This is a genomic window from Cupriavidus sp. SK-3 (assembly GCF_000611145.1).
In the GTDB taxonomy this organism is placed as follows: Bacteria; Pseudomonadota; Gammaproteobacteria; order Burkholderiales; family Burkholderiaceae; genus Cupriavidus.
Genome location: NZ_JFJV02000192.1, coordinates 1 through 20,451, shown reverse-complemented (window position 1 = coordinate 20,451; position 20,451 = coordinate 1). Strand labels below are relative to the sequence as shown.

The window sequence follows — 20,451 nt, the reverse complement described above, 5'->3', positions numbered from 1 at the left end:
GAGTTGCTGGATAGCGTGGCGGGCGGACGCCTGGACCTGGCGCTGGCCTGGGACGATGGCGTGCGGATGCCGCATGTGGAGCAGGTCGCGGTGTTGCCGATGCGCTGGATCGGCCCCACCGCCGCGCGCGCGCCGTGGCAGGGCAGCGAACCGCTGCCGCTGGTGGCGTTCGAGGCACCGTGCCGCTTTCGTTCGGCCGGCACCGCCGCGCTTGATCGTGCCGGTATTGCCTGGCGGGTGGCATTCAGCAGCGCAAGCCTGGGTGGCTTGTGGGCCGGAGCGGCGGCCGGTCTGGGCCTGACTGTCCGCACCGGCATGGGCTTGCCGCCGTCGGTCAGGGCCTGGGAGCGGGGGGAAGGCGGACTGCCCGAACTGCCCTCGCTTGCGCTGGCGTTGTACCGCAAGGACGCCGAGCTGGAGGCGCCCGCCGCCCGGCTGGCGGCGATCGTGAGCGAAGCGGTTCGTTCCGCGCTGCCGGCCAGGCTGGCGGCAGCGGCCTGAAGCCCGGCAGGACTTGCATCCCGCCGTATGCGCGGTACCATCGCGGTCTTTGTTTTTGCCGTTATCCGGTTGTCTTTATCCCGCTTATGTCCGAAATCCGTTCCCGCCTGCTGCAGTCCCTTGCCGATGCCACGCCTGCCCTTGATCTGGCCGCTGCGCCCGCCGGAGATCCGCCCGCCGGCGAAGATTTGCTGTCGGCCTGGCTAAACCCCTGGCTGGCGGGACATTGCCTGGTGCAAGTCGACTGGCGGGAGTTCAGCACACTGGGCGCGCAAGCCGTGGCGCGGCTTGCAACGCTGCGCGCGGCGGGGGTGTCGGCCATCGATGTCGATGAGCTCTACGACGAGGACGGGATTCCGCTGGGCGGCGACGACAACGATTTCGATATGGAGCCGGCGGCCCTCTACCTGGCGCACGTCAATCGTGAGCTTGCGCCGCACGGCATGCAGTTGCTGGAGATCGGGCATTTCGAGGACGCCTGGCTGCTCGCCGTGCGCAACGACCCCGGCGCCATCCGCGCGCTGAATGCGGCGCTGCGTCCGCTAGGGCTGGTGGCCCGTCAGTACTGATTGTTGCGCTGAGTAGCCTTGACGGGGTGCCCTAACGGGGCGCCTGCACCGAGTCGGCGTCGCGGGCAACCCGCAGGTGGCCGCGATATGACACCTCGCCGGTACGGCCGTTGGTGTCGAAGCTGCGCTCGCTGAGTTCGAAGCGGCCATCGTGGCGCACGCGCAGTACCGTGCTGGCGCGGGTCCCATAGCTAGGCGAGCGGATGAAGGCCGAAGACAGCAGCTTCTCCCACTCCGGCGTCACGCCGGTGCTGGGCAGCTCGAAATCCAGTGCCTGGCGATCATTGGCCAGCAGATCGAAATAGGGTTCGGCGCTGGCGCCCGGCTGGCCGGTGTCGGCTGCCACGGCTTCGGCGAGCGCGCCGACGCGGCTGCGCACCTTGGGCCAGGGCGTATCCAGCAAGGCATTGGACAGGCCATAGAGCCCGGGCCTGAGGCGCTGCGGATGCGGCGCCGCGCCGCGGTTGCTGTACCACCAGAGTTCGCGCAGGTCGCATGCCAGGAGGTTGAAGCCGTTATAGGCGCCGGCGCGAGGTTGCAGTCCGGCCAGGTAGGACTGGGGGTCGCCGTCGCCACGCAGGAAGCCGGCCACCAGTTCGCCACGCGAGCGGGCATCGGTGCGTTTCTCGGACGGTGCGCGGTAGTTGGTCAGGGCGGCAAAGCGGCCGTCGCCGGCCAGACCCATCCAGGTGCCCGGCTCGCCGATCACTTCCGCCAGGTCACGGCCGGCCAGCACATTGGGCGCATCTTCCCACCAATGCACGGGCGCGGCCGGGCGTGCGTAGAATTCGTCGCGGTTGCCGGCCACCACCAGGGCATAGTCCGGGTGCGATTGCCAGGCCACCAGAATCAGGCACATAGCGCTTCCTTTCCTGCGTTCACTGCGATTGCCGCATCGACTGCAATCACTACGACTACGGTTTCATCTTTCGCGGCACCACCGCGCGGTGATCCTGCCGCTGCCGCCATCAGAGCTGGTCCAGGTCGACAAAGCGCTCGACCTGCCTTTCGCCGCTGATGAAATCCTGCAGCCCGCTCTGCCGCCAAAGGCCATCAAGAAGCAGATCGAAGGCTGGCGGCACGTCGGCATAGGCCTCCATCCAGGTCTGCATGCCGTCGCGCGTTTCGGGCCTGCGTAAGAGCGTACCACCAATTCCGCCGGCTTCGGCAACGGTCTCCATCCAGCGATGCCAATGCGGCAGCGCGGCATCGGCCAGGGCTTCCGGCACCCGGAAATAGACGTAAAGGTGGTCGCTCATGACAGTCTCCTGCGCGGGGCTGGCGGTTCAGGCTGCGTCGCCGATGGGTACCGCGTAGGGCAGTTCGCCCACGCGCACCGGGCTGCCGCCGGCGCTACCCAGGTGCAGGGCGCCACCGGCGGCATCGATCTTGAGTTCGGCCAGGCTGTCCCAGCCGCCTTGCGGCGCGGCGGCGGCATTGACCACCATGCCGCAGGGCTGTTCAGGATCCTCGGGGCGGAAGATCTCGGTGGCCGCGGCCGGCACTTCGCCTTCGCCGTGGATCAGCCACATGCGGCGCTTGAGCGTACCCCGGTACTGGCTGCGCGCCACGATTTCCTGGCCCGGATAGCAGCCCTTGCGAAAACTCACGCCGCCGACCAGTTCCAGGTTGATCATCTGCGGCACGAATTGCTCCTGCGTGGCAAGCGCGATGCGCGGCACGCCGGCCTGCACCTCCAGCCAGTCCCACACCGCCGCGTCCGCCGGCAGCAGTTGCGCCGACAGCGCGGCCTGCACCTGCGCTGCCTGCTCGGCCGGAAGCACCACCTGCCAGCGCGGCAGGCCGGCGCCATCGGGGAGCCGGATCACGGTAGCGGCACCCGCTGCCCCCGTCGACCACGGCTCGGCGGGGGCGGGCAGGCCGGCTGCCTGCAGTGCCGCGGCGGCGCCGGCGCCGGCTACGCCCAGCACGGCGCGGTCAGGCGTCAGATCGGACAGGCGCGCCTTGGCGCGCAGCACGAACATCGACAGGCGCTTCTGGATGGCGGGCTGCAGGTCCGCCGACAGTTGCAGCACAATGCCTTCTTCGTCCCGCCACATCAGGAAACTGGCGAGCAGCCGGCCCTTGGGCGAGCAATAGCCGGCCACGCGCGCGGTGCCGGTGGCGAGATCGTCGACGGCGTTGGTGAGCTGGGTGTGCAGGAAACTGCCGGCGTCGTCGCCGGCAACCCGGATCAGGCCCAGCTGCGCGGGCCGGCAGACGACTCCGCTCTGGCGCACGGCTTCGAACTGGGTGGCGAGGTCGGGGGTAGGGGAATTCATGGCAGGTATCGCAAGCAAGAGGGCGCTGGGCAGCGCCGGATGGAAGGCGCAAACGCCGACAAAAGGCACAAAGGCTACAAAGCTACAAAGGCCGGCGAATTACAGTGAATGTGGCAGCAAAAAGCGCGGTAAATCGCACGGTAAATGGCACGGTGTATGGCGCAAACCGGAGTCCGCCGGGCCGGGGCGCCGCTGTCCGGCTGATCTCCGGCATATGGGGCGCGCTCGTGGCGGTGCAAGGCTCCCGGTATTATATGAGGCTGTCGCCATTTCAGCCGGCGCCCTGCGCAATTGATGCAGCGCGCGGCCGGCGTTGCCGGGGCGCATGATGCGCCACCACTACTTGCCCTACATGAAACGTATTTTCCTGCGACTGACCCTGGTCGCCGCGGTTTTCACGATTGCCGCCGCCGGTGCCTTTGCCTGGTGGGCCAATCGTCCGCTCCAGTTGTCGGCCTCGCCGATCGAGGTGGTGATCAAGCCCAATTCCAGCGTGGCCAGCGTCGGCCGCCAGATCGAGCGCGGCGGCGTGCGCATGGATCCGCGCCTGTTTGCCTTGCTGGTGCGGCTTACCGGCCACAGCGCCGACCTCAAGGCTGGCGGCTACGAGTTCGACAGCAGCGCCACGCCGCTGTCGGTGATCGGCAAGATCGCCCGGGGCGAGGTCAACCACTATGTGCTGACCGTGATCGAGGGGTGGGAATTTCGCAAGATGCGCGCCGCCGTGGATGCGCACCCGGCGCTCAAGCACGATAGCCGCGGCTTGTCGGATGCGGAGTTGATGAAGGCGATCGGCGCGCCCGAGCCGGCCCCGGAGGGCATGTTCTTCCCCGATACCTACCTGTTCGCGCGCGACAGCAGCGACCTGGAACTGTACCGCCATGCTTACCGCGCGATGCAGCGCCGCCTGACGGATGCCTGGAACGCCCGGGCGCCCGGCCTGCCGTACAAGTCGCCCTATGAAGCGTTGATCATGGCTTCCATCGTGGAGAAGGAAACCGGCCAGCCGGCCGAGCGCCCGCTGATCGCCGCCGTATTCGTCAACCGGCTGAGGAAGGGCATGATGCTGCAGACCGACCCCACCGTGATCTACGGCCTGGGCGAAGGGTTCGACGGCAATATCCGCAAGCGCGACCTGCAAACCGACACCCCTTACAATACCTATACGCGTAACGGCCTGCCGCCCACCCCGATCGCCTTGCCCGGGTTGGCCTCGCTGGCCGCGGCCACCGCGCCGGCGCCGTCCGATGCGCTGTATTTCGTGGCGCGCGGCGACGGCAGCAGCCATTTCTCCAACTCGCTTCCCGAACACAACCGCGCGGTAGACAAATACCAGCGCGGCAAATAAGTCTCCCCATGCGCGGAAAATTCATCACATTCGAAGGCATCGACGGTGCCGGCAAGAGCACTCACGTGGAGTGGGTGGCGGAGCGCCTGCGCGCCCGCCTGGCCGGCAGTGCCGCCGTTGTCACCACCCGCGAACCGGGTGGCACGCCGCTTGGCGAGGACCTGCGGCAACTGCTGCTGCACCGCAAGATGCACCTCGAAACCGAGGCCCTGCTGATGTTCGCCGCTCGCCGCGAACATATTGCCGAAGTCATCGAGCCGGCCCTGGCGCGCGGCGACTGGGTCGTATCCGACCGCTTCACCGACGCCACCTTTGCCTACCAGGGCGGGGGCCGGGGCTTGCCGCGCGCGCGCCTCGAAGTGCTTGAGGCGTGGGTGCAGGACGGCTTGCAGCCGGACCTCACGCTGTTGTTCGACGTGCCGCTGGAAACCGCCAGCGCCCGCCTGGCCGATGCCCGCGAGCCCGACAAGTTCGAGGCCGAGTCGCGCGCCTTCTTCGACCGCACCCGGCAGGAATACCTGCGCCGCGCGGCCGAATCCCCGCAGCGCTTCCGGGTCATCGACGCGACCCGGACCATTGCCGGGATTCAGGTGGAGCTTGAGAAAATCCTGGCAACACTTTGAATTGACATCATTATTCGCAGATTGTGATAGTGGTGGATCTTGCGGCGGCTGGCGCGCGTCATTGCACTCTCAATCTGAGTGGTCACTCGAAGTATCAACCCTAACTTACTGATTCGCATGCTTTATCCCTGGCAGAAAGAAGACTGGCAACGGCTGAACGCGCTGCGCGAGCGGCTCCCGCATGCCTTGCTGATTCACGGCCAGCAAGGCATCGGCAAGCGCGACCTGGCGCTGCATTTCGCCCAGGGACTGCTGTGCGAAACCCCGCGGCCCGATGGCCAGCCCTGCGGCACATGCTCTGCCTGCCACTGGTTCAGCCAGGGCAATCATCCGGATTTCAGCGTGGTGCGCCCGGAAGCCATGGAGGCCGCGGGCGACGCCGAGACCGACGAGAGCGGCAAGAAGAAGACGCCCAGCAAGGTGATCCGCATGGAACAGGTGCGGGCGCTGATCGATACCGTGGGTATCGGCACGCACCGTGCCGGCCTGCGCCTGGTGGTTGTCTATCCACTCGATGCGTTGCAAAGCGAGGGCGCAAACGCCTTGCTCAAGACGCTGGAGGAGCCGCCGCCGTCGACCGTGTTCCTGCTGGTGACCGACCGCCTGGACCGCGTGCTGCCCACCATCCTGTCGCGTTGCCGCCAGTTCTCCGTGCAGCGGCCCAGCGCCGCCGACGCCATGGCGTGGCTCGGCAGCCAGGGCGTGGGCGATGCCGAGGCCCAGTTGGCGCTGGCCGGCGGCTCGCCGCTGACCGCGCTGCACGCCGCCGAAGCGGAGGAGCAGCCGATGCAGCGCTGGCTGGTGAGTCAGCTTGGCGCCGGTGCCGGCTTCGATGCGCTGGCGGCAGCCGAACAGGTCCAGAAGTTGCCGGTGCCGTCGGTGCTTGGCATCTTGCAGCGCTGGACGTACGATCTGCTGTCGGCGCGCCTGGCCGCCGCCCCGGCGCCGCGCTATTTCCCACGCGAGCAAGCGGTCCTGGCACGCTGCGCGCAGGCCACCGATGCGCACCGGCTGCAGGCCTTCTCGGCGCGGCTGCTGAGCCATCGCCGCAGCGAGAATCATCCGCTGGCGGCGCGGCTGGTCATGGAATCCGTGTTTCTGGAATACCGCCAGTTGTTCCAGTAAGCGGGAGCGCTCGGATAGGCGGTTGCAATAAGTTCAATAAGTCCAATAAGGCCTGAAGGCCATAGAGTGAACAAGGGGTCAGTCATGAACACAGAAGTGACAGGGGCACGGGGCGCCAGCGTTCCCGGCGCCGCAGGTGGAATTGGGGCGCCGACCGTTCCCGGCGCATCCTCCAGGCCGAACGTGCTTTCGCTTTCGATCAAGGACCAGGCAGGGCTCTATGCCGCCTACATGCCGTTCCTGCTGCGCGGCGGGATCTTTGTCCCGAGCAACCGGCCCTTCAGGCTGGGCGAGCAGGTATTCCTGGTGCTGTCGCTGCTCGACCGGCCGCAGAAGTACCAGATCGCGGGCCAGGTGGCATGGATCACGCCCGTCGGCACGCCGAACAAGACACCGGGCATCGGGATTCACTTGCCGGACGACGATATGGGCCGCAACCTGCGCCGCACGGTGGAAGAGATCCTGGGCAAGACGATCGAATCTGCCAAGCCCACCCATACTTTGTAGTTGACCTTAACTTTGTGGCCCAACTTATTGTTTTAGAAGAATTTCAAAATGAGTGATTCCGATTTTTCAGTCCGGGTCGCGGAGCAGCGCGACCTCGCTGCCATCGTCGCCATCTACAACAGCACCGTGGCGTCGCGCATGGTCACGGCGGACACCGAGCCGGTCACGGTGGCATCGCGCCAGGCCTGGTTCGATGAACACAAGCCCGGGCGGCGGCCGCTGTGGGTGGCGGAGGACAGGGAAGGGAAGATGGCCGGCTGGCTCAGTTTTTCCGACTTCTATGGGCGCCCGGCTTACGGTGCCACCGCGGAAGTTTCGATCTATCTCGACGCCAGCCGCCGGGGACAGGGCCTGGGACGCTTCCTGCTGCAGCAGGCCATCGCGCATGCGCCGCAGATCGGGGTCAACACCCTGCTGGGCTTCATCTTCGGCCACAACGCGCCCAGCCTGGGCCTGTTCGCCTCGCTCGGCTTCGAGCGCTGGGGTAACCTGCCGCGCGTGGCGGTGCTTGACGGCGTGGAGCGCGACCTGGTCATCCTCGGCCGGCATTTGACGAAGCCCGGGGAGTAACCGGATGGCGGCTGCCTAGGCCTGCATCTCCCCGTTTCCAGCCGCCTCCAGCGCGGCAAGCAATGCCAGCACGGCCGGCGCCTGCTCGTCCGCGCGCCAGACGCCATGCAGTTCGGAGGCCCGGCCCGGCCTTGCCAGTGGCCGGCAGGCCAGGTTGGGCAACTGCACCAGCGCCACCGACGCGGGCACCAGCGAAACGCCGAAGTTCTGCGATACCAGCGTAGCGATCGTCAGCATATGGCGCACTTCATGGCGGATGCTGGGCGTAAAGCCGGCGCCCATGCAGAGGGCGACGATCTTGTCGTAGTACTCCGGCGCGAAATGGCGCGGGAACAGTACAAAATCTTCCAGGCGCAATTGCCGCAGATCGACTTGCGCCTGCGCCGCCAGAGGATGATCCGACGGCAGCACGCAGATAAACCGTTCGGCATAGAGCACGCGGGACGCCAGTCCGGCCGGGATGACGCGCGGATGCGCGATGCCGATATCGATCAGGCCGCGCTGCAGCGCCTCGATCTGCTCAAAGCTGTTCAGCTCGTGCACCACCACCTCCACCCCCGGCCGCTCTTGCGCAAACGCATGAATCGCCGCGGCCAGCTTCGTCAGCATGGCCGAGCCGACAAAGGCGACGTGCACCGCGCCGGTTTCCCCCTTGGCGGCCCGGCTCGCCAGGCCCTGCGCATCGCGCGCCAGGGCAAGGATCTTCACCGCTTCCTGGTACATCACCCGCCCGGCGGGCGTTAGCGCAACCTCGCGCGTGCTGCGCCGCAGCAGCGCGAAGCCGAGCGAGTCTTCCAGCTGGCGGATGTTGAAGCTCAGCGGCGGCTGGGTGATGGCAAGGCGCTCGGCCGCCCGGCCGAAATGCAGTTCCTCGGCGACGGCAACGAAGTAGCGCAACTGTCGAAGGTCCATGTAAGTCCAGAGTGATTGATTCAATACCGATATAAATAGCGCAAAAAACGATATTGGACGAGAAAACTCGCGAGTTTGAGAATGGTTCTTGCGCACCCACCCTCGGCGGCCTTCCTCGGCCAGCGGCGCGCAACAAAAAAGAACCAGGGAGACAGCCGTGAATCCGAAGACCCTCGTCGTCTTGCTCATCACCCCATTGCTGACCGTGATGACGGCAACCAAGGCCGCCGCGCAAGCCTATCCGCGCCAGCCCATTCGCATCGTCGTGCCCTATGCGGCCGGCGGCATGACGGACGTCGTGGCGCGCGTGATCGGCCTGCGCCTTGGCGAGCGGCTTGGCCAGCCTGTGGTGGTGGAAAACCGGCCGGGGGCAGCCACCATCGTCGGCGCGGAGCAGGTCGCAGGAGCCAGCGCCGATGGCTACACGCTCCTGGCGGCCACCAATACCACGCTGACCATCAATCCCTGGCTGTACCCGAAGCTGCCTTATGACCCCGCCCGGAGTTTCGCGCCGATCGCGCTGGTTGCCACAGCGCCAAGCGTGATCGTGGTGAATCCGGCCGTGCCCGCCAGGACCATGGACGAACTGGTGCAACTGTCCCGCGCCAAGCCAGGCAGCTTGAGCTATGCATCGTATGGCAACGGCTCGACCGCGCATCTTGCTGGCGAGATGCTGAAGGCGCGCGCCGGGATCGACGTGCTGCACGTGCCGTACAAGGGCAGCGCGCCGGCCAAGGCCGCCGTGATGGCCAACGAGGTGTCGATGACCTTCGAGCCCGCCTTCACCGGCCTGCCGCAGATCACGGCAGGCAAGCTGCGCGCGCTTGCCGTGATGAACGCGAAGCGCTCGGCGGTGATGCCCGATGTGCCGACCACGGCGGAGCTTGGCTTCGGCGGCATCGAGATGTCGGCCTGGGTCGGCCTGGTGGCGCCCGCCGCCACGCCGACCGCCGTGGTGGAGCGGCTGGCCAGCGAGATCGAGCGCATCGTGGCCGAGCCGGCGGTGCAGCAAACCTTGCTGCGCAGCGGGGCCGAGCCGGTGGGCTACTACCGCGAAGCCTTCGGTGCCTATATCCGCGAGGAAACCGCCCGCTACGGCAAGGTGATCACGGCCGCGCACATCCGCGCCGACTGAACAAGCACGACCCGCCACCCAAGCCACGACGACGCCAACATGAACAAACCGCTTTCCCATATCCGCGTACTCGACCTGACCAGGGTGTTGGCCGGCCCCTGGTGCACCCAGAACCTGGCCGACCTGGGCGCGGAGGTGATCAAGGTCGAGCGGCCCGGCGCGGGCGATGAAACCCGCGGCTGGGGGCCGCCCTGGATGCCCGTCGAAGCCGGGCAGGAACGGCAGGACTCCACCTATTACGCCTCAACCAACCGGGGCAAAAAATCGGTCACTGTCGATTTCGCGACCAGCGAAGGCCAGGAGATCGTGCGGCGCATGGCCGCCACCTGCGATGTGCTCGTGGAGAACTACAAGGTCGGCACACTGGCGCGCTTCGGGCTCGGCTACGAGGACCTGCGCGCGGCCAACCCCGGATTGATCTATTGCTCGGTCACCGGCTATGGGCAGACCGGCCCCTATCGGCACCGTCCCGGCTACGACTTCGTCTTCCAGGGCATGAGCGGGCTGATGAGCCTGACCGGCGAGCCCGACGATGCCTGCGGCGAATGCGAAGGCGGCGGGCCGCAGAAATTCGGCGTGGCGGTGGCCGACATGACCACCGGCCTGTACGCCAGCCTCGCGATCACGGCCGCCCTGGCATGGCGCGAGCGCAGCGGCCTGGGCCAGCATATCGACATGGCCTTGCTCGACTGCGCGCTCGCGCTTGGCAGCAACCAGGCGGTCGGCTACCTGGCTTCGGGCAAGGTACCGCGCCGCTACGGCAATGCGCATCCCAACGCCGTGCCGTACCAGGTCTTCGCCACCCAGGACGGCAAGCTGATCGTGGCGGTGGGCAACGACGGACTGTTTGCCTCGTACTGCGAGGCCATCGGCCGGCCGGATCTTGCCGCCGATGCGCGCTTTGCCGGGGTCAGCGGCCGGCTGGTCAACCGCGATGCGCTATTGCCGCTGCTGGCGGACATCATGCGCGCCGACACCACCGCAGCCTGGCGCGCGCGCCTGGAAGCGGCCGGCGTGCCTTGCGGTCCCATCAATGACTTTGCCCAGGCCTTCGACGATCCGCAGGTCAGGCATCGCGGCATCCGCGTGGACCTGCCGCTTTCCACCGGCGGGACCTGTCCCGCCATCGCCAGCCCGATGCGCTTCTCCGCCACGCCGCTGGACTGCCAGAGCGGGCCGCCTGTCCTCGGCGAGCACACCGAGGCCGTGCTGGGCGACAGCCTGGGCATGGCCCCCGAGGATCTGATCAGCCTGCGCGCTGCCGGCGTGATCTGAATATTTCTCTCGTCCTTCCATCCTCCTGCCGGAATCCTCCCATGTCCTTCCAAGCCAGCTACGCCGAGTTCGTCAGTCCACGCCCCGGTGATGCGGGGACCAGCTCCCGCCACCTCGCGCCGGATTGCGCCGGCCTGGATTTTTTCGCGCTCGACCGGGGCCTGCGGGACCTGTTGGCGCTGTACCTGCCGGCGCGGGAACACCAGCACCTGCTGCCGCATTTCCAGCGCATGGGCCAGTTGGCTGGCGGCCGCCTGAATGCGCTGGCGGCGGTGGCCGACAAATACGCCCCGGTGCTTCACGCGCGCACCCGCTGGGGCGACGACCACGACTGGATCGAATACCACCCGGCCTACCAGGAGATGGAGCACATCGCCTTCGCCGATTTCCAGTTCCATGCGATGGGCCACCGCGCCGGCGTGCTGGGATGCGCCGCGCCGCTGGCGCCGGCGGCGAAATACGCCTTCCAGTACCTGTTCGTGCAGTCCGAGTTCGGCCAGATGTGCCCGATCAGCGTGACGGATACCTCGATCCACCTGATCCGCAAGTTCGGCAGCCAGGCCTTGCAGCAAAAATTGCTGCCCAGCATGCTGTCCGCCGACCTGGCGTCGCTCTGGAAGGGCACCCAGTTCATGACCGAGAAGGCCGGCGGCTCGGACGTGGGTGCCATCGAGACCGTGGCGCGCGAGGAAGGTGGCCAGTGGCGCCTGTACGGCGAGAAGTGGTTCTGCTCGCATGCCGATGCGGACGTTGTCCTGCTGCTGGCCCGCCCCGAAGGCGCGCCGTCCGGCACCCGAGGGCTCGCGCTGTTCGCGCTGCCGCGCCGGCTGGACGACGGCAGCCGCAACACGTACCGCATCGTCCGGCTGAAGGACAAGCTGGGCACGCGGTCAATGGCCAGCGGCGAAGTCCGGCTCGAAGGGGCGGTGGCCTATCCGGTGGGCGCGCTCGACCAGGGCCTCAAGCAGATGATGGAGCAGGTCAACCTGTCGCGCCTGTCGCACGCGGTGCGCGCCGCCGCCATGATGCGCCGTTGCCTGAACGAAGCGCTGCAGGCCGCGCGGCACCGCTCGGCCTTTGGGCGCGAGGTCATTGGCCATGCGCTGCTGCGGCGGCAATTGCTGAAGATCATGGTCCCCACCGAGGCGGCCTTGTCGATGGTCATGGCCACGGCGGACGCCATGCGGCGGGCCGGCGAGGAAGAGGGCGAGGGCGAGGGCGACGGTAGCGCACGGCAAGCCTTGCGCCTGCTGACGCCGCTGATCAAGCTGCGCGCCTGCCGGGACAATATCGCCGTGGCGACCGGCGCCATGGAAGTGCGGGGCGGCAACGGCTATATCGAGGATTTCGTCAACGCGCGGCTGGTCCGCGACGCCCATATCGGCGTGCTGTGGGAGGGCACCAGCAATATCAATGCGCTGGATGCCATCCAGCGGGCGGTGGGAAAGGAAGGGGCTCACCGTGCCCTGGGGAGCTTGCTGGCGGGTCGGCTGGAGCAATCCGGGAACCTGCCGGCGCCACTGCGGCAGGCCCTGTGGCAAGGGTGGCAACGTGCTGCTTCGCTCGCCGAGACCGTGGCGGGCGGTGCGCGGCACGAGGCGGAGAGCCGCCGCGCCGCCAGCGCCCTCTACCACGCCAGTGCCGCCATCCTGATGGCCTGGGAGGCGACCCGGCCGGGTGTCGACGCCCGCCGGCTGCTACTGGCCGACGCGCTGCTGCGGCATCGCCTGCTGCCATCCGATCCGCTGGCAAGCCCGGATGAGGAGGGCGAATCCGCGGTGTGCCGGCTGCTGCTGGACCCGGCGCCGCTCACGCTGGAGCAGGCCTGCGCGGCGATCGCCCCGTTCTGATTCCGGCTGGCGCAAGTGGCGTATCCGGCGGCGGGCCGCGCCCGCTGATCCGCCGTGGGCGGGCGCGCGGGCACGACCGGATACAATGGCGGGTGGCGCCGCCCGCGGCGGCGTCTCTATACGGAAACCGCCCCAATGTTTGTCGATTCCCACTGTCATCTAGATTTCCCCGAACTGGCCGAACGCTTGCCCGAATTGCTGGAGAACATGCGTGCCAGCCAGGTAACGCATGCGCTGTGCATCTCGGTCACGCTGGAAGATTTCCCGCGCGTGCTGGCACTCGCCGAGCAGTTTCCGCATCTCTACGCTTCGGTCGGTGTGCATCCCGACTACGAGGAGGGCGAGGAGCCCACGCTGGAGCGCCTGCTGGCGCTTTCGGCGCATCCGCGGGTGGTCGGCACCGGCGAGACCGGGCTCGACTACTACCGTCTGAACGGCCGCAGCATCGCCGACATGGAGTGGCAGCGGGAGCGTTTCCGCACCCATATCCGCGCCGCGCGGCAGACCGGCAAGCCGCTCATTATCCATACCCGCTCGTCCGCCGACGACACCCTGCGCCTGATGCGCGAGGAAGACGCGCGCGCCGCCGGCGGGGTGATGCATTGCTTCACCGAGAGCTGGGAGATCGCCCGGCAGTCGCTGGATGAAGGCTTCCATATCTCGTTTTCCGGCATCGTGACATTCAAGAACGCCGTGGAGCTGCAGGAAACCGCGCGCAAGATACCGCTGGAGCGCATGCTGATCGAGACCGATTCACCTTACCTGGCGCCCGTGCCTTACCGCGGCAAGACCAACCAGCCAGCCTGGGTGCGCCATGTGGGCGAATTCATCGCCAATCTGCGCGGCATTCCGGTCGAGGAATTGGCGGAGCAGACTTCCGAAAATTTCTTCCGTCTTTTCAAGCATATAGATAGGAATACTCATGTTTAACATGAAGACTGTACGGCGTCTCGCCGCTGTCGCGGCGCTGCTTTGCGGCACGGTTGCCTGGGCGACGCCCGCCGACGATATGCGCAAGGCGGTGGAGTTCGACGACATCAACGCCGTCCAGAAGATGCTGGCGCGCGGCGTCGATCCCAACCTTGTCGATGCCAAGGGCAATCCCATGCTGGTGGTGGCATTGCGCGAGAAGTCGCTGAAGGTGGCGGGGGCACTGATCCGCGCCAAGAATATCGATTTCGACAAGACCAATGCGGCCGGCGAGACGCCGCTGATGATGGCCAGCCTGCAGAACGAACTCGATATGGTCAAGCTGATGGTCGACCAGATGGAGGTCGAGATCAACAAGACGGGCTGGACGCCGCTGCACTACGCGGCGACCAACGGCAACAACGAGATCGTCAAGTTCCTGGTTGATCACGCTGCCTATATCGACGCCGAAAGCCCCAACGGCACCACGCCGCTGATGATGGCCGCGCGCGGCGGCCATATCGAGACGGTCAAGCTGCTGCTGGACGAGGGCGCGGACATGCGGCTGAAGAACCAGCAGGGCATGACGGCAATCGACTTTGCCGAGCGCTACCACCAGAAGGAAATCGCGGACGGGCTGAAATCGCGCTGGCAGAAGCTGTATCCGCAGACACCGCTGAGCTCGCAGTCCCCGCAAAAGGGCTGGAACTGAATTTGCGGGAAGCGCGCCGGTCTTGCCCGGCGTGTTCCCGCCCCGGCTACGCGTCGTCCGCGAGGCGCACGCCGGTGAACTGCCAACGCTGGTGCGGATAGAAGAAGTTGCGGTAGCTGGCGCGGATATGCGATTCCGGCGTCACGCAGGAACCGCCACGCAGCACCAGCTGGCTGCACATGAACTTGCCGTTGTATTCCCCCACCGCGCCGGCGCCCGGCCGGAAGCCCGGGTAGGGCTGGAAGGGGCTGGCGGTCCATTCCCACACGTCGCCAAACATCTGCCGCAGCACGCCCGAGGTATTTTGCCGGTCAGGCAGCGGCCGCAGAATCCGTCCTTCGACAAAATTCCCCGTGGCCGGCAGGTTGCGCGCCGCATGCTCCCATTCCGCCTCGGTGGGCAGGCGGCGCTCGGCCCAGCGGGCGAAGGCATCGGCCTCATAGAAGCTGACATGGGTGACCGGGCTATCGGGATCGACCGGCTGCATCCCGCGCAAACTCATCTGCCACCAGGTGCCCTCGCGTTCCTCCCAGTACAGCGGCGCTTCGATGCCCTGTTCGCAGACCCAGCGCCATCCATCCGACAGCCAAAGGCCGGCGGTACGGTAGGCGCCGTCCTCGATGAATTCAAACCACTGGCGGTTGCTGATGGGGTGCGAGCAGAGCTGGTACGGCTGCAGCAGCACATTGTGGCGCGGGCCTTCGCAATCGAAGGCGAAGCCGTCGCGGTCGTGGCCGATGGCGACCACGCCGCCGGCAAAGCGGATCCATTCGGCGGCCGGGCGCGGGTCGGCGATGACGGGCGCCAGCAACTCCGGCGCGAAAGCCGGCTTCAGCGGATTTTGCGCGAACAGGTGCAGGATGTCGGTCAGCAGCAACTCCTGGTGCTGCTGCTCGTGGTTCAGGCCAAGCTCGATCAGCGCTGCCTCGGCATCCGTCTGCGCGCTCGTGAGCAGCCCGAGCATGGTTTCGTCGACCGCTTCGCGGTAAGCCAGGATCTCGTCCAGCGAGGGCCGCGAGAGCAATCCCCGGCGTGGGCGCGGGTGGCGGGCCCCGACCGACTCGTAATAGGAGTTGAAGAGGTAGCGGTATTGCGGGTCGACTGGCTCGTAGTCCGGGATGCGGGCCGTCAGCACGAACTCTTCGAAGAACCAGGTGGTATGCGCCAGGTGCCATTTGGCCGGGCTTGCGTCGTCCATCGACTGCACCGTGGCGTCGGCATCGGTCAGGTCGGCGACCATGGCCTCGGTGGCCGAGCGGATGTGGCGGTACCGGGCAAGCAGGGCCGGCTCGTGCGGAGGATGCACGGCGCTGGCAGGCAGCAGGGCAGAGGACATGCGGGCTCCCTTATCGAACTTATCGAACCTTGCGGACTTGGCATCTGCCGCGGATGCCGCGCGAAGGGCGGCTGGCCGTGGCGTGTGGATTGCGGACAGGTTTCGACCGAGGCCCTCGCAACGAGGCCGCGCGGGCTTCCCCCTGGATGGACGTGCACCGAAACCGCTCGGGCGTTCCGAACCATCATAGACCCGATCATGCACGGGGCATAGCAGGCTCTCGCCTGCAAAACCGGGGGCAATGCGCTCACCGGGCGGGCCGGCCAAAGAGGTGGGAAACGGCTTGCCCGAGCGCAAAACGCCCGCCGGCATGAATGCGGGCGGGCGTTTTGCCTGGCGGCGCGGCGGCGTGCCGCCGCCTGGCGGTCAGGCGATCACGCGGCCAGGGCTGCCACGGCGCTGTTGGCAGAGGCCAGGCCGGCTTCGCGGGCTTCCGGGCCCATGGCGAGGCCATGCGCGCGCACGTACGTGATGTCGGTGATGCCCAGGAAGCGGAACACCACGTCGACGGTCTGCTCGTGCAGGTCCAGGGCGTTGGCGTCCTGGCGCACGCCGCCGCGCGACGACACCACAATCACGCGCTTGCCGCCGGCCAGGCCAACCGGGCCGGTCTCGGTGTACTTGAAGGTGCGGCCGGCCTGGGCGATACGGTCGATCCAGGACTTGAGCTGGCTCGGGATGCTGAAGTTGTATTGCGGCACGCCCACGACCAGCACGTCGGCTTCGAGGAATTCCTTCAGGAAGGCTTCGGTGCGTTGCAGTTCGCTTTCCTGCAGCGCGTTCAGGCCGTCCTTCGGGCCGCCCAGCACGGGCAGCAGTGCGTTCGACAGGTGTGCCGGAGCGTCCTGGTCCAGGTCGCGCACGGTCAGGGTGGCTTCCGGGTGCCTGGCGCGCAGGTCGGCCACGACCTTGGCGGTCAGGGTGCGGGAAGCGGAGTGGCCGCCAAGTACGCTCGAGTCGATTTGCAAGATCTTCATGTTCATCTCCACAGGGGTTCGGGTTGGATGAAGCAAAGATAGCGGTCTGCCATTGATGCCGGTAGTGGGGCAAAATAGAACTTATTGTTCCAGAGGCAGAACGCCAGCCGGCTGCTACCCTGGCGCGCTCCCCCGCCGAGGAAGTCCGATGCAAGACCTGAACGATCTCTCGCTGTTTGCCCAGGTGGTCCAGCATGGCAGTTTTTCCGCCGCCAGCCGTGCCAGCGGCGTGCCAAAGTCCCGCCTGAGCCGGCGCATTGCGCAGCTCGAGCGCGACCTGGGCGTGCAATTGCTGCGCCGGACTACCCGGCAGGTACGCGTGACGCCGATTGGCGAGGCGTACTACGAGCGCTGCCGCGCCATGCTCGCGGAGGCGGAAGCGGCACGCGAAGTGATTGAGCAGGCACGCGACCAGCCGGGGGGCAATTTGCGGGTCAGTTGTCCGGTAGCGATCGCCCAAAGCCTGCTGGCCCCGGCGATCGGGCATTTCATGCAAGCCAATCCCGGGATTCGGATCGAGGTGGAGGCCACCAACCGCCGTGTCGACGTCATCGCCGAAGGATTCGACCTGGCGCTGCGCGTGCGCGACGTGATGGACGATTCCTCGCTCGTGGTGCGCACTTACGGCGAAAGCCCGCTCATGCTCGTGGCCAGTCCGGCGCTGCTCGACAGCATCGGCCGCCCGCGTACGCCCGAGGCGCTGGACGGCATGCCCGGCGTCAACCAGAAGCCGCACGATGGCAAGCATGTCTGGACGCTGAGCTGCAATACCGGCCAGTCCATCCACATTGCCTACGAGCCACGCCTGATCACCGACGAATTCGCCCTGCTGCGCGAGGCCGCCATCGCGGGCGTGGGCGTGGCGATGCTGCCGCGCATGTTCTGCCGCGACGCCATTGAAAACGGCGAACTGGAAGTGCTGCTGCCCCAGTGGATCATGCCGGTCGGCACCCTGCATGCGGTATTTCCCTCGCGCAAGGGGATGCCGCCGGCGCTGCGGCGCTTTCTCGATTTCCTTGCCGACATCCTGCCCGAGACGGCCTGCAAAGCCGGCATGCAGCCGCCGCGCCAGCCCGGCATGCACCGGCCGATTGGCCAGATCTGAGGACGGGCATGCGGACAATGACGCACCGGCGCAACTTGTGGCTTTACCTTCACGGCGCGGCGCACTAAGGTACATGTGCGTGCCTCGCGTGGAGCTAAAGGCGCTTCGTCAGTGCTGCCCGGCTGGAGTTGCCTGCTTGCGGCGCTTTCGTTTTCGGACCGGAAAGGAGTGACAACCATGAGTGGTTCTCAGGCATCCCAGGACTTGGGCAAGGCGATACTGCGCATCGTGCTCGGCGTGCTGATCCTGTTGCATGGGATTTCCAAGCTCATCGAGGGGCCAGGGTTCGTGACGCAGGTGGTGGCGCAGGCCGGTTTGCCTCCGGCCATTGCGTACCTTGTCTATATCGGCGAGATCGCGGCGCCCGTCCTGCTGATCCTGGGCCTCTGGGCCCGGCTCGGCGCACTGATCGTGGCCGGCAACATGCTGGTCGCGGTCGGCCTGGTGCACATGAAGCAGATCGGCACGCTGGCCAACACCGGCGGCTGGGCGCTGGAGTTGCAGGCCATGTTCCTGGCCGCGGCGCTTGCGGTCGCGCTGCTTGGCGCGGGGCGCCTGAGCGTGGGCGGCATCAGCGGCAAGTGGAACTAGCGTAGCCGCGCATGGCTTTCCGGTCCGCCTTCCGCCTGCGTCCTCAGGGCGTCCAGCGGCCCAGCGCCTCGGCCACGAACATATCGGGCGGCAGCGCGGGCGACCACAGGTAGCCCTGCCCAAGATCGCAGCCCAGGGCTTGCAGCGCATCGCGCTGCACGGGCGTTTCAATGCCCTCGGCCACGCACTCCAGCTTGAGGTCGCGCGCGAGGTTGATGACGTTGCGGCAGATCGCCGCGCGCTGGCCGTTGCCCGGTACGGCGACCACGAAGGAGCGGTCCAGCTTGATCTGGGTGAATGGCAGGTCGGCCAGGAGCTTGAGGGTCGCGATGCCGATCCCGAAATCGTCGATTGCCACGCCGTAGCCGAGCAGGCGCAAGCGGTTCAGTGCGATCGACAGGGCACGGGTGTCGTGCACCGGATAGCCTTCGGTCAGTTCGATGATCAACAACTGGCGTGGCATGCCGCTGGCTTCCACCATGGCATCGAAGGCGTCCAGTACGCCGGGCCGGCATAGTGTCTGGGCGGATGCGTTGATGCTGAGCGGGATGCGCACGCCGCGCGCCAGCAATTGCTGTTGCACCGCCAGGCATTGCTGGCCCGCCAGCTGGAAGATCGCATCGGCCTCGCCCAGCGCCTCCAGCCTGGGAATGAACAGGTCGGGCCGGATCAGGCCCTGCTCCGGATGGCGCCAGCGGCAGAGCGCCTCGGCGCCCGCCAGCGCGCCGCTGCCGATCCGGAACTGGGGTTGCAGCATGATGAAGATGGCGCCAGGCGTCTGCATCGCGGCCAGCAAGTCGTGGTCTTCCGGCTGGCTCGGTGCCGCCGCGGGTACTTCCGTGGTGAGGTCGCGCCTCAGCACATCCTGCAGGATTTCCTCCAGCACCACTGCCGAGATCGGCTTGCGAATCGCCCGCACATCGGACAGGCCGACCGAATCGGCCAGGCTCACATGGGACTCGATGATGTCGTCCTGCAGCGCCGACACCCAGACCCACAGCGGCTGGGCGCCCGCGAACGCGTTCTTGCGCCGGGTCAGTTCGTCCATCATGCCCGGCCCGTTGAGCCCCGGCATCTCGATATCGCAGAGCACGAGGTCGAACTTGCGTGCCGCCAGCAGGTCCAGCGCAGCGTGGCCGTCGGCGGCGCACCGCACCTCGCTGACGCCGAGCTGTGTCAGCAACTGCTCTGCCGCCAGCAACTGGAAAGGGTGGTCATCGACCACCAGGGCGGACAGTCCGGCGTAGCGTGTCTGCATGGTTGGCTGGGGAATGTATCGACCGCACGGTCGATGAAGTGAGAGGGGCGTCGCGCCATAGTAGCGCACATGATGCGCGCCGCGCGTGTCCTGGCATGGGGGCCGCGGGGTTCAGCGATGGCGGTCCGCACGGCGGGGGAGGGCGTTTCTACACAGAAATCGCGCGATATTCCGTCCTCGCAGCGATCTTGCGCGGAAACGCCGCGCCCAGACCCGCTACAATCGCTGCCCGAGGTATTAGATGATGGCGTTTCGATAATGGGTTTTGGCTGGTTCGGATTTTCGACCTTGTGGCTTGTGCCGCTGGTGTGGCGACAGGTGGCGCGCCTGCTTGCCGGTGAGCGCCGTTTCTTTAGTGGACGCGGCACGCTGCGGGTCTGGCTCGGCACGCTGATCGTGCTGTGCGCGAGCGCTTCGCTCGAAGCGCTGACGGGGGCCGCGGGCGAGGCCGGCATGGCGGGCAGCACGTCCGGCGGCAGCGCCGGCCGTGCGCTGGGCGGTCTGGTTTCCGGCATGTTCGGCTGGAGCGCAAGCCTGCTGCTGATGCTGGGCGTGCTGGCGCTGGCCGCGCCGATGGTGTTCGGGGAAACCTGGCGCAGCCTGTTCCTGCGCAAGCCCGTCATGGCGGAGCCGGAAGAGGCGGATTCCGCGCCTTTGCGCACACCCGCCCGTACCGCGCGCGAGCCGGACAATTGGGAGACCACGCACCTGGGCGCGATGCACGCCGCGGCGCCGGGCACGGCCGACCATGTACCGCGCCACAAGGGCATTGAAGCGGTTTCGGCGCGGCGCCAGCCCGTCTGGCAGCCGCCGGCGCGCACCCGTAATTCGCCGCCGCAGCCAGGCGAGATCTGGCTGCAGCAAGC

Annotated in this window: 22 protein-coding genes; 15 read left to right on the top strand and 7 right to left on the bottom strand. The window is 67.1% G+C overall.

The features are described from left to right. On the top strand, positions 1 to 501 hold a 501-nt coding region (locus CF70_RS38000; RefSeq protein WP_235185113.1), incomplete at its 5' end, for a LysR substrate-binding domain-containing protein. Between the two features lie 86 nt (positions 502 to 587). After that, positions 588 to 1,070, top strand: coding sequence for a hypothetical protein (locus CF70_RS18450; RefSeq protein ID WP_035867660.1), 483 nt, complete (start codon positions 588 to 590; stop codon positions 1,068 to 1,070). A gap of 31 nt (positions 1,071 to 1,101) precedes the next feature. On the opposite strand, the gene CF70_RS18445 is transcribed toward CF70_RS18450, so the two are convergent. The 3 genes from CF70_RS18445 to CF70_RS18435 all read right to left on the bottom strand — a co-directional run bounded on the left by CF70_RS18445 (position 1,102) and on the right by CF70_RS18435 (position 3,352). Further along, positions 1,102 to 1,929, bottom strand: coding sequence for an NRDE family protein (locus tag CF70_RS18445; RefSeq protein WP_035867657.1), 828 nt, complete (start codon positions 1,927 to 1,929; stop codon positions 1,102 to 1,104). A 109-nt stretch (positions 1,930 to 2,038) separates the two neighbouring features. Beyond that, positions 2,039 to 2,329, bottom strand: a complete 291-nt coding sequence (locus CF70_RS18440) for a DUF4936 family protein (RefSeq protein ID WP_035867655.1) — start codon at positions 2,327 to 2,329, stop codon at positions 2,039 to 2,041. 27 nt (positions 2,330 to 2,356) lie between these two features. Next, positions 2,357 to 3,352, bottom strand: a complete 996-nt coding sequence (locus tag CF70_RS18435; protein WP_035867653.1) for a YgfZ/GcvT domain-containing protein — start codon at positions 3,350 to 3,352, stop codon at positions 2,357 to 2,359. 352 nt (positions 3,353 to 3,704) lie between these two features. Between CF70_RS18435 and mltG the strand changes: the two genes are divergently transcribed. From mltG to CF70_RS18410, 5 genes are all read left to right on the top strand, one after another. Further along, a complete protein-coding gene (gene mltG, locus CF70_RS18430; RefSeq protein ID WP_035867784.1) occupies positions 3,705 to 4,700 on the top strand; it encodes an endolytic transglycosylase MltG in 996 nt (331 codons plus the stop codon). Positions 4,701 to 4,708: 8 nt separating this feature from the next. Continuing rightward, complete coding sequence (tmk, locus tag CF70_RS18425; RefSeq protein ID WP_035867651.1) at positions 4,709 to 5,323, top strand: dTMP kinase; 615 nt, start codon at positions 4,709 to 4,711, stop codon at positions 5,321 to 5,323. A 117-nt stretch (positions 5,324 to 5,440) separates the two neighbouring features. Next, positions 5,441 to 6,448, top strand: coding sequence for a DNA polymerase III subunit delta' (locus CF70_RS18420; protein ID WP_035867649.1), 1,008 nt, complete (start codon positions 5,441 to 5,443; stop codon positions 6,446 to 6,448). Positions 6,449 to 6,532: 84 nt separating this feature from the next. Next, on the top strand, positions 6,533 to 6,955 hold the full coding sequence (locus CF70_RS18415) for a PilZ domain-containing protein (protein WP_035867646.1): 423 nt from the start codon (positions 6,533 to 6,535) through the stop codon (positions 6,953 to 6,955). Positions 6,956 to 7,003: 48 nt separating this feature from the next. Then, positions 7,004 to 7,525 carry a GNAT family N-acetyltransferase gene (locus CF70_RS18410; RefSeq protein WP_035867645.1) on the top strand — a complete coding sequence of 174 codons (522 nt, stop codon included), beginning with the start codon at positions 7,004 to 7,006 and terminating at the stop codon, positions 7,523 to 7,525. A 15-nt stretch (positions 7,526 to 7,540) separates the two neighbouring features. On the opposite strand, the gene CF70_RS18405 is transcribed toward CF70_RS18410, so the two are convergent. Next, on the bottom strand, positions 7,541 to 8,437 hold the full coding sequence (locus CF70_RS18405; protein ID WP_035867643.1) for a LysR family transcriptional regulator: 897 nt from the start codon (positions 8,435 to 8,437) through the stop codon (positions 7,541 to 7,543). A gap of 157 nt (positions 8,438 to 8,594) precedes the next feature. Here CF70_RS18405 and CF70_RS18400 point away from each other — a divergent pair, with 157 nt between their 5' ends. The 5 genes from CF70_RS18400 (at position 8,595) to CF70_RS18380 (ending at position 14,318) form a co-directional block, all read left to right on the top strand. After that, positions 8,595 to 9,572: a Bug family tripartite tricarboxylate transporter substrate binding protein gene (locus CF70_RS18400; RefSeq protein ID WP_235185112.1), complete on the top strand. Its 978-nt coding sequence runs from the start codon at positions 8,595 to 8,597 to the stop codon at positions 9,570 to 9,572. 39 nt (positions 9,573 to 9,611) lie between these two features. After that, on the top strand, positions 9,612 to 10,847 hold the full coding sequence (locus tag CF70_RS18395; protein ID WP_035867641.1) for a CaiB/BaiF CoA transferase family protein: 1,236 nt from the start codon (positions 9,612 to 9,614) through the stop codon (positions 10,845 to 10,847). Between the two features lie 41 nt (positions 10,848 to 10,888). Next, positions 10,889 to 12,697, top strand: a complete 1,809-nt coding sequence (locus tag CF70_RS18390) for an acyl-CoA dehydrogenase family protein (protein WP_035867638.1) — start codon at positions 10,889 to 10,891, stop codon at positions 12,695 to 12,697. Between the two features lie 135 nt (positions 12,698 to 12,832). Then, positions 12,833 to 13,627: a TatD family hydrolase gene (locus tag CF70_RS18385; RefSeq protein WP_035867636.1), complete on the top strand. Its 795-nt coding sequence runs from the start codon at positions 12,833 to 12,835 to the stop codon at positions 13,625 to 13,627. Position 13,628: 1 nt separating this feature from the next. Beyond that, positions 13,629 to 14,318, top strand: a complete 690-nt coding sequence (locus CF70_RS18380) for an ankyrin repeat domain-containing protein (RefSeq protein WP_035867634.1) — start codon at positions 13,629 to 13,631, stop codon at positions 14,316 to 14,318. Between the two features lie 46 nt (positions 14,319 to 14,364). Here the strand turns inward: CF70_RS18380 and egtB are convergent, their stop codons facing one another. After that, positions 14,365 to 15,654 carry an ergothioneine biosynthesis protein EgtB gene (egtB, locus tag CF70_RS18375; protein WP_035867632.1) on the bottom strand — a complete coding sequence of 430 codons (1,290 nt, stop codon included), beginning with the start codon at positions 15,652 to 15,654 and terminating at the stop codon, positions 14,365 to 14,367. Positions 15,655 to 16,028: 374 nt separating this feature from the next. Further along, positions 16,029 to 16,631 carry an FMN-dependent NADH-azoreductase gene (locus CF70_RS18370; protein ID WP_035867630.1) on the bottom strand — a complete coding sequence of 201 codons (603 nt, stop codon included), beginning with the start codon at positions 16,629 to 16,631 and terminating at the stop codon, positions 16,029 to 16,031. Positions 16,632 to 16,779: 148 nt separating this feature from the next. Between CF70_RS18370 and CF70_RS18365 the strand changes: the two genes are divergently transcribed. Further along, the gene (locus tag CF70_RS18365; protein ID WP_035867627.1) at positions 16,780 to 17,736 is read left to right on the top strand and encodes a LysR family transcriptional regulator; all 957 of its coding nucleotides are present in this window, start codon (positions 16,780 to 16,782) and stop codon (positions 17,734 to 17,736) included. 177 nt (positions 17,737 to 17,913) lie between these two features. Further along, positions 17,914 to 18,327, top strand: coding sequence for a DoxX family protein (locus tag CF70_RS18360; protein WP_035867624.1), 414 nt, complete (start codon positions 17,914 to 17,916; stop codon positions 18,325 to 18,327). Positions 18,328 to 18,370: 43 nt separating this feature from the next. Here CF70_RS18360 and CF70_RS18355 read toward each other — a convergent pair whose 3' ends face one another. Continuing rightward, positions 18,371 to 19,585, bottom strand: a complete 1,215-nt coding sequence (locus CF70_RS18355; RefSeq protein WP_035867622.1) for an EAL domain-containing response regulator — start codon at positions 19,583 to 19,585, stop codon at positions 18,371 to 18,373. Between the two features lie 258 nt (positions 19,586 to 19,843). Here CF70_RS18355 and CF70_RS18350 point away from each other — a divergent pair. Further along, positions 19,844 to 20,451, top strand: a 608-nt coding sequence (locus CF70_RS18350) for a DNA translocase FtsK 4TM domain-containing protein (protein ID WP_035867621.1), incomplete at its 3' end; no start/stop codon positions are given.